8 protein-coding genes and 1 other RNA gene are annotated in these 7,779 nt (G+C 69.8%); 2 read left to right on the top strand and 7 right to left on the bottom strand.

Annotated features, from left to right (window positions below):
• Positions 1-466 (top strand): MFS transporter (locus GT030_RS23720; protein WP_161202830.1); only part of this gene is annotated, 466 nt, incomplete at its 5' end.
• Positions 467-541: 75 nt separating this feature from the next.
• Here the strand turns inward: GT030_RS23720 and ssrA are convergent.
• From ssrA to ftsE, 5 genes are all read right to left on the bottom strand, one after another.
• Positions 542-910: a transfer-messenger RNA gene (gene ssrA / locus GT030_RS23715) on the bottom strand.
• 109 nt (positions 911-1,019) lie between these two features.
• On the bottom strand, positions 1,020-1,571 hold the full coding sequence (smpB, locus tag GT030_RS23710; protein ID WP_086694467.1) for an SsrA-binding protein SmpB: 552 nt from the start codon (positions 1,569-1,571) through the stop codon (positions 1,020-1,022).
• A 66-nt stretch (positions 1,572-1,637) separates the two neighbouring features.
• Positions 1,638-2,825, bottom strand: a complete 1,188-nt coding sequence (locus GT030_RS23705) for a S41 family peptidase (RefSeq protein ID WP_202460482.1) — start codon at positions 2,823-2,825, stop codon at positions 1,638-1,640.
• Between the two features lie 67 nt (positions 2,826-2,892).
• On the bottom strand, positions 2,893-3,813 hold the full coding sequence (ftsX, locus tag GT030_RS23700; RefSeq protein ID WP_030810990.1) for a permease-like cell division protein FtsX: 921 nt from the start codon (positions 3,811-3,813) through the stop codon (positions 2,893-2,895).
• A gap of 35 nt (positions 3,814-3,848) precedes the next feature.
• Positions 3,849-4,538: a cell division ATP-binding protein FtsE gene (gene ftsE, locus GT030_RS23695; RefSeq protein ID WP_030810993.1), complete on the bottom strand. Its 690-nt coding sequence runs from the start codon at positions 4,536-4,538 to the stop codon at positions 3,849-3,851.
• Between the two features lie 246 nt (positions 4,539-4,784).
• Here ftsE and GT030_RS23690 point away from each other — a divergent pair, with 246 nt between their 5' ends.
• The gene (locus GT030_RS23690; protein ID WP_161202829.1) at positions 4,785-4,979 is read left to right on the top strand and encodes a hypothetical protein; all 195 of its coding nucleotides are present in this window, start codon (positions 4,785-4,787) and stop codon (positions 4,977-4,979) included.
• A 92-nt stretch (positions 4,980-5,071) separates the two neighbouring features.
• On the opposite strand, the gene GT030_RS23685 is transcribed toward GT030_RS23690, so the two are convergent.
• Complete coding sequence (locus GT030_RS23685; protein WP_161202828.1) at positions 5,072-5,947, bottom strand: LPXTG cell wall anchor domain-containing protein; 876 nt, start codon at positions 5,945-5,947, stop codon at positions 5,072-5,074.
• A 327-nt stretch (positions 5,948-6,274) separates the two neighbouring features.
• Positions 6,275-7,381: a peptide chain release factor 2 gene (gene prfB / locus GT030_RS23680; RefSeq protein ID WP_161202827.1), complete on the bottom strand. Its 1,107-nt coding sequence runs from the start codon at positions 7,379-7,381 to the stop codon at positions 6,275-6,277.
• Between the last annotated feature and the right edge of the window lie 398 nt (positions 7,382-7,779).

Here is a 7,779-nt window from a genome sequence, read left to right as displayed (position 1 = left end):
GGCGGCGGGGTCGTGCGCGGCGGGCCTGCTGTACGGGGCGCTGCCTCCGGGGCCGGCCGCGCGGCGGTTCGGGCGGTGCCTGCCCGCGATGGCCGCGCTGATGACGCTGCCCTGGCTGGCGGCCACCACCGGGTCGCTCCGGGTGCTGGCGGGCGCGCTGCTGGTGGCGGGCACGGCGACCGCGCCGACCATGGTCACGGCGATGACGCTGGTGCAGGAGTGCACGCCGGAGGGCCGTCTCAACGAGGGCATGAGCCTGGTGGTGACCGCGCTGCTCACCGGCATCGCCTGCGGCTCGGCCTGTGGCGGCTGGGCGGCGGATCACCTCGGCCCGGGCGCCGCCTACGCGATACCGGCGCTGGCGGCCTCCGCGGCCTGCCTGCTCGGCTGGGCACTGCGCGGCACCGGGCAGAAGCGGGTCACCAGGCAGAAGCGGGTCACCAGGCAGAAGCGGGTCACCCGGTGAAAGACGAAGGCCCCGCCGCTCGTAAGCGACGGGGCCTTTGCCCACATGGGTTCCGAAGGCCCGAGGGCCTCCCGATCGTGGAGATGGCGGGAATCGAACCCGCGTCCACCGGTGCAGAAACAGGGCTTCTCCGTGTGCAGTCCGCTTCGATTTTCTCGGCCCCGGAGATCACGCGGACAAGTCTCCGACGGGCTCAGTCACTGTTGGATTTCCCTCTTCACCCCGTGACCGGGATCAAGGTTTAGTTCCCTAGCTGATGCCAGGATCCGGGTCGGGAACAGCCCCGGGCTGACACTTCGCAAGTCGCTACTTAGGCAGCGAGGGCGAAGGAATCGCGCTTGGTGTTGGCGATTATTTTTTGCGACATATGGTTTACGAGATCATTGCCGCTTCCTCGACACGCTTCCCCTGCTTCGACATCCGCTGTCGAAACCGATCATCCCCATGTTGTTTTTTCAATGCCCCCCGCAGGAGGCGGTGCACCCTCGATGGAGTGCTGTGCCATCGTACGTGACCAACGCGGGAGTGTGCCAGCCTATTCCCGCGAGCCCGGTCAGACGCCGCGCTGCTTGCGCTTGGCGGCCGCGATGGCCCGGTCCGACTCGCGCCGGTCCTGCTTCTCGCGCAGGGTCTGCCGCTTGTCGTACTCCTTCTTGCCTCGTGCCAGCGCGATCTCCGCCTTGGCACGGCCGTCCTTGAAGTACAGGGCGAGGGGCACGATGGTGTGGCCCGTCTCCTGGGACTTCGCCTCCAGCTTGTCGATCTCCTCGCGGTGCAGCAGCAGCTTGCGCTTGCGGCGCACGGCGTGGTTGGTCCAGGTGCCCTGGCTGTACTCGGGGATGTGGGCGTTGTGCAGCCACGCCTCGTTCCCGTCGATCTGGACGAAACCGTCCGTCAGCGAGGCCCGGCCCTGGCGCAGCGACTTCACCTCGGTGCCGGACAGCACGATCCCGGCCTCGTAGGTGTCGATGATCGCGTAGTCGTGCCGGGCCTTCTTGTTCTGGGCGACGAGCTTGCGCTTGCCGTCCTTGACCTTGCCCTTGGCGGAGGCCGCCCCGCCCTGCTTGGGCTGGGACTCCTTCGGTACGTACATTCCCTTGCTCATAGTGCCGCCCATTTTCGCACCATGGAGGGGGGCGAAGGGAAGCGGATTAGGGGTGAGGTCAGGGGGCTATCGGGGGTCGCCCAGGCCGGTGAGGACCGTTTCCGCGCGCTTCAGGGCGCTCGGGCCCGGCTCCAGGTCCGGCGTGATGCCCCGGCCGTCCACGGCGTGGCCGGCGGGGGTGCGGTAGTGGCCGACGGTCAGCTCGGCCACCGAGCCGTCGGGCAGCGCGGTCGGCATCTGGACCGAGCCCTTGCCGAAGGTGCGCGAGCCGATCACCACGGCCCGGCCCCGGTCCTGGAGGGCGCCGGTCAGCAGCTCGGCCGCGCTCATCGTGCCGCCGTCGACCAGGGTGACCAGCGGGCGGGCGGTGTCACCGCCGGAGGCCGCGTGCAGGGCGCGCTGGGCGCCGTCCACGTCGTAGGTGGCGACCAGGCCGCCGTCGAGGAAGCAGGAGGCGGTGGCGACGGCCTCGGTGACCAGGCCGCCGGAGTTGCCGCGCAGGTCGAGCACGACCCCGCTGCCGGCCGGGGCGCGCCTGACGGCGTCCCGTACGGCCTTGGCGGAGCCCTTGGTGAAGGCGGACACCCGGACCACGACGACCCCGGCGACCGGGTCGGTGACGGTCACCGGGTCGGTCGAGAGCCGGGCCCGGTGCAGGGTGCGGGACCAGGAGTCGGCGCCGCGCTGGATGCCGACGGTGACCGGGGTGCCGGCGGAGGCGTCCTCGGCGTCGCCGCGCAGCAGGGAGACCACCTCGGTGACCGGGCGGCCGTCGACCCCGCGCCCGTCGACGCTGCGCAGCCGGTCGCCCTTGCGGATGCCCGCGTCGGCGGCGGGCGAGTGGGACCGTACGCGGCTCACGGTGACCTGCCCGTCGCGGGCGCGCCTGGCCCACAGTCCGACGCCGGTGTACTCGCCGTCCAGGGCGTCGCGGAACTCGGCGTACTCGTTCTCGGAGTAGATGGCGGCCCAGCGGTCCCCGCTGCGGCTGACGGCCTGTTCGGCGGCCTCGGTGGGCGACTCGCCCTTCGCCATCGCCTCGGCGGCGGCCCGGCGGACGTCCTCGGGGCGGGGCTTGCCGGTGGCCCGGCCGCCCTCGGCCGACTGGGCGTTGGTGTCCAGACGGCGGGCCTGTGCGGTGTCCGGCAGGGAGCCCGTGACGGCCCCCGCGGTGAGCGCTCCGGCGAACACCAAGGTCAGGGCGGCCCCGCGGCGTTTGCGGCGGGGCTGGCGGAACAGGGCGTTGCCTGACATGGCGGTGAGTCTAGGACAACGCGAAGGGCCGTACAGACGGATGCCTGTACGGCCCTCTTGGCATGTGTCACACCTTCAGGTACTTGCGCAACGCGAAGAACGCCGCCAGGGAAGGCATCAGCACGCTGGTCGCGAGGATCAGCGGCAGCTTGGTCAGCACCGAGTCCCAGCCGATGAAGTTGATGAGCGTGAGCTTGCTGGAGAGGGCCATGCCGTGGTCGATGGTGAAGTACCGGCCCAGCACCAGGAAGACACACGCGAGGCTGCCGCCGATGAGTCCGGCGACCGCGGCCTCCATGATGAACGGCGCCTGGATGTAGAAGCCGGAGGCGCCGACCAGCCGCATGATCCCGGTCTCGCGGCGGCGGCTGAACGCGGACACCCGCACGGTGTTGACGATCAGCAGCAGCGCGACGAACAGCATCAGCGCCATCAGGAACAGCGCGGCCCGGTTCATCAGGTTGAGCAGCTGGAAGAGGTTGTCGAGGATGCTCCGCTGGTCCTGCACCGACTGCACACCGGCACGTCCGTTGAACGCGGTGGCGATCACCTGGTACTTCTGCGGGTCCTTGAGCTTGATCCGGTACGACTCCTGCATCTGGTCCGGCGTCAGCGAGCTGGCCAGCGGGGAGTTGCCGAACTGCTCCTTGTAGTGCTTGTAGGCGGTGTCCTGCGACTCGTAGGTGACCTTCTCCACGATCGAGGACATCTTGCCGAGGTCGGCCTGGATCTGCTTCTTCTGGTCCTCGGTGGCGGCGCCCTTGGCGCAGTTGACGTCCGACTGGGCGTCGCTCTTGTTGCAGAGGAAGATCGAGACGTTGACCTTGTCGTACCAGTAGCCCTTCATGGTGCTCACCTGGTCGCTCATCATCAGGGAGCCGCCGAAGAGGGCCAGGGACAGGGCGACGGAGACGATGACGGCGAAGGTCATCGTCAGGTTGCGGCGGAGACCGACACCGATCTCCGACATGACGAACTGGGCGCGCATGGCGTCTGGTCAAGCCTTTCCGTCGTGAACTTGCTTCAGTGCTGGTAGCCGTAGACGCCGCGGGCCTGGTCGCGTACGAGGCGGCCCTTCTCCAGCTCGATGACGCGCTTGCGCATCTGGTCCACGATGTTCTGGTCGTGCGTCGCCATGATGACGGTGGTGCCCGTCCGGTTGATGCGGTCGAGCAGCTTCATGATGCCGACGGAGGTCTGCGGGTCGAGGTTGCCGGTGGGCTCGTCGGCGATCAGCAGCTTGGGCCGGTTGACGAACGCCCGTGCGATGGCGACGCGTTGCTGCTCACCACCGGACAGCTCGCCCGGCATGCGGTCCTCCTTGCCGCCGAGCCCGACGAGGTCGAGCACCTGCGGCACGGACTTGCGGATCTCGCCGCGGGACTTGCCGATGACCTCCTGCGCGAAGGCCACGTTCTCCGCGACCGTCTTGTTGGGCAGCAGGCGGAAGTCCTGGAAGACCGTCCCGAGCTGGCGGCGCATCTGCGGCACCTTCCAGTTGGACAGCCGGGCGAGGTCCTTGCCGAGGACGTGCACCTGGCCGTGGCTGCACCGCTCCTCGCGGAGCACCAGCCTGAGGAAGGTCGACTTGCCGGAGCCGGAAGACCCCACGAGGAAGACGAACTCGCCCTTCTCCACTTCCAGGGACACCTCCCTGAGGGCGGGGCGGGTCTGCTTGGGGTAGACCTTGGAGACACTGTCGAATCGGATCACGGATGCACCACGGGTCGCCGGGGGATGATGAGCGTGACCATACGCGAACCGGGAGTGCCTACGCAGGGCCCGGTCGTGTTGGGAGAGACTTGTGCGTTTTTGTACGGGCGGTTGCACGGGCAGCTCTCCCCGCTTTTCCGGGCGCCCGCGCTCTTTCGGGGGGAACCTGGCAGAGTGGAGGGGGAACGTTCTCGTTCCCGTCGGCGTTGTACGGGGTTGAGGGCCTGGCACGAGGAGGGCGAGCGCATGACGTACGACCGGTTGGTGTGCGCGAACTGCGCGGCGCCCGTGAACGAGGGCCGCTGCCCGGTGTGCCGGGCGAGCCGTGAGCGGCTCCAGCAGCAGGCGGGGTTCCTGGGCGGGGTGAGCCCGGCGGCGCTGGTCGCGCTGCTGGTGGTGCTGATCGCACTGACGGCGCTGCTGGCGCACCAGACCGTCTAGGTCTCCCAAGGACACGGGGAAGGGCCCGGAGCGGGTGCTCCGGGCCCTTCCTTTCTCCGCTCGGGTTGCGCGGAGTGACGTTTCGGCTACCCTCAGGCGGCCGTGCCGCCGCGGTTGCCCGCCAGACGCGGCAGGACGCGGAAGGCGACGCCGCCCGCGATCATCGTCGCGGCGCCGACCAGCAGGAACGTGGTCTCCCCAGCACCGGTCTCGGCCAGCTGCTTGCCGTTCCCGGTCTGCTGCGCGGCGGTGTCCGAGCCGGTGTCGGTGAGGGCGGAGGTGCCCTCCTCCTGGGAGACGTTGTCGTTGCCGCCGTCGGGGGTGGTGCCGCCGGTGGTGTCACCGCCGCCCGTGGTGGAGCCGCCGCCGGTGGTGGAGCCGCCGGAGGTGCCGCCGGTGGACTCGTCGCCGCCCGTGGTGGACCCACCGGTGGTGGAGCCGCCGCCCGTGGAACCGCCGCCGGTCGTCGAGCCGCCACCGGTCGTGGTCGAGCCACCCGTGGTGGAGCCGCCACCGGTCGTGGTCGAGCCACCCGTGGTGGAGCCGCCACCGGTCGTGGTCGAGCCACCCGTGGTGGAGCCGCCGCCCGTCGTGGTGGAACCACCCGTGGTGGAGCTGCCGCCGGTCGTCGGGTCGCCCGTGGTGGACCCGGAGGAGTCGCCGCCGCCGATCACGCCGCCGATGACCCCGCCGATGCTCGCGTCACCGCCCTCGGAGCCGCCATCGGTCGTGCCCTCGGTGCCACCGGACGAGTTGCCGCCGGCCGCGCCCTCGGTACCGCCCTCGGTGGTGCCGCCGTCCGTGCCGGGGTCCGGGTCGGTGCAGGTGACGAGGACGCCACAGGTCGGGTCGGGATCGGGCTGGCCCGGGTCGGCGGAGGCCACGCCGGCCACCATCAGCGAGGCGCCGGCGGCCATCACGGCGCCGGCGGCTATGCGTGCGACGCGGACGCGCGTCTTCTTCGTCATATGGTTGCTACCCCCAGTAGCTGTTGTCGATGTGGCGGCGCATGGGGCGGCCTGTGCTCGACGGAGGTAGCTGACGACACCGGTTCCGGCCCTTGGCCGGCACCTGGCGCTCTCCCGTTCCCCCGGTTCACATGCGCCCCACGGATACGCATGCCGCGCTTCACCTTTCCCATTTTTTTAAGCAACGTCAAGGCCGTTGCGGGCGCAATGTCCCATGGGGGGTGCGTTTGACGGGAGTTGGTTGATGTGACTGTGACCTAAACCCCACACATAAAACAACTGCCGCCCATTGGGCGGCAGTTGCGAGAGGTTGTCATGTCGACAAACTTACTTCTCCTGCTGCTTGCGCCAGCGAATTCCGGCCTCCAGGAAGCCGTCGATCTCACCGTCGAGCACGGACTGCGGGTTGCCGACCTCGAACTCGGTGCGCAGGTCCTTGACCATCTGGTACGGGTGCAGGACGTACGACCGCATCTGGTTGCCCCAGGAGCTGCCGCCGTCGCCCTTGAGGGCGTCCATCTTGGCGCGCTCCTCCTGCCGCTGGCGCTCCAGCAGCTTGGCCTGGAGGACGTTCATCGCCGTGGCCTTGTTCTGGATCTGCGAGCGCTCGTTCTGGCAGGAGACCACGATGCCGGTGGGCAGGTGGGTCAGACGGACCGCGGAGTCCGTCGTGTTCACACCCTGGCCGCCGGGGCCGGAGGAGCGGTACACGTCGATGCGCAGGTCCGACTCGTCGATCTCGACGTGGTCGGTCTGCTCCACGACCGGGAGCACCTCGACACCCGCGAAGGAGGTCTGGCGGCGGCCCTGGTTGTCGAACGGCGAGATGCGCACCAGGCGGTGCGTGCCCTGCTCCACGGAGAGCGTGCCGTACGCGTACGGGATCTGGACGGCGAAGGTGGTCGACTTGATGCCGGCCTCTTCGGCGTACGACGTCTCGTAGATCTCCGTCTTGTAGCCGTGCCGCTCGGCCCAGCGGAGGTACATGCGCTGGAGCTGCTCGGCGAAGTCGGCGGCGTCGACGCCGCCCGCCTCGGCGCGGATGTTGACCAGCGCCTCACGGGAGTCGTACTCGCCGGACAGGAGGGTACGGACCTCCATCTCGTCCAGCGCCTTCTTCACCGCGACCAGCTCGGACTCCGCCTCGGCCAGGGTGTCCGGGTCGTCCTCCTCCTCGGCCATCTCGAAGAGCACGGCGAGATCGTCGATCCGGCCGCGCAGCCCCTCGGCCTTCCTGACCTCGGCCTGGAGGTGGGAGAGCTTGCTGGTGATCTTCTGCGCCTCGTCCGGGTCGTCCCAGAGGGACGGCGCGGCCGCCTGCTCCTCGAGCACGGCGATGTCTGCCCTCAGCTTGTCGAGGTCCAGGACGGCCTCGATCGACTCCATGGTCGAGGAGAGGGACTTCAGCTCTTCGGATACATCGACGACTGCCACGCCCCCAGCGTAACGGCTCCGCCGGGTGAGGTAGGTCCCCGGCGGTATGGCCCACGATGGTGCGGGGTGTTGGTGCGGGCGTACCAGGGGCTGCCGCCCCCGGACCCACGCGGTCGGCCCCAAGGGGCCTCGTCCTCAACCGCCGGACGGGCTGGATGTGCCCGACCTGGGCTGCATGACACCCCCGACATGGCCGACCTGGGCTTCATGGCACCCGCGCTCACGGTGCGGACGTGCTCTGTGCCGGAGTCGGCGTCTCGTCCCCTCCGCTCGTCGCCGCCCACGCGCCCGCTCCCACCGCTGCTGCCAGCAGGACCCCCGCCACGGTCAACGTGATTCTGCGGCGGCGGGCCGCTGCGCGGTGGCGGGCCGAGCCGGGGCGGGGGGCGCCGGGGGTG

This window comes from Streptomyces sp. SID1328, assembly GCF_009865595.1.
Lineage (GTDB): Bacteria > Actinomycetota > Actinomycetes > Streptomycetales > Streptomycetaceae > Streptomyces > Streptomyces griseoluteus.
This window is presented reverse-complemented; position numbering and strand designations above follow the sequence as displayed.

Coding starts and splice junctions, on each gene's coding strand:
- GT030_RS23705 (WP_202460482.1), bottom strand. CDS start 2,825: ATGTCAGGCAACGCCCTGTTCCGCCAGCCCCGCCGCAAACGCCGCGGG.
- smpB (WP_086694467.1), bottom strand. CDS start 1,571: ATGAGCAAGGGAATGTACGTACCGAAGGAGTCCCAGCCCAAGCAGGGC.
- GT030_RS23685 (WP_161202828.1), bottom strand. CDS start 5,947: ATGACGAAGAAGACGCGCGTCCGCGTCGCACGCATAGCCGCCGGCGCC.
- GT030_RS23690 (WP_161202829.1), top strand. CDS start 4,785: ATGACGTACGACCGGTTGGTGTGCGCGAACTGCGCGGCGCCCGTGAAC.
- ftsX (WP_030810990.1), bottom strand. CDS start 3,813: ATGCGCGCCCAGTTCGTCATGTCGGAGATCGGTGTCGGTCTCCGCCGC.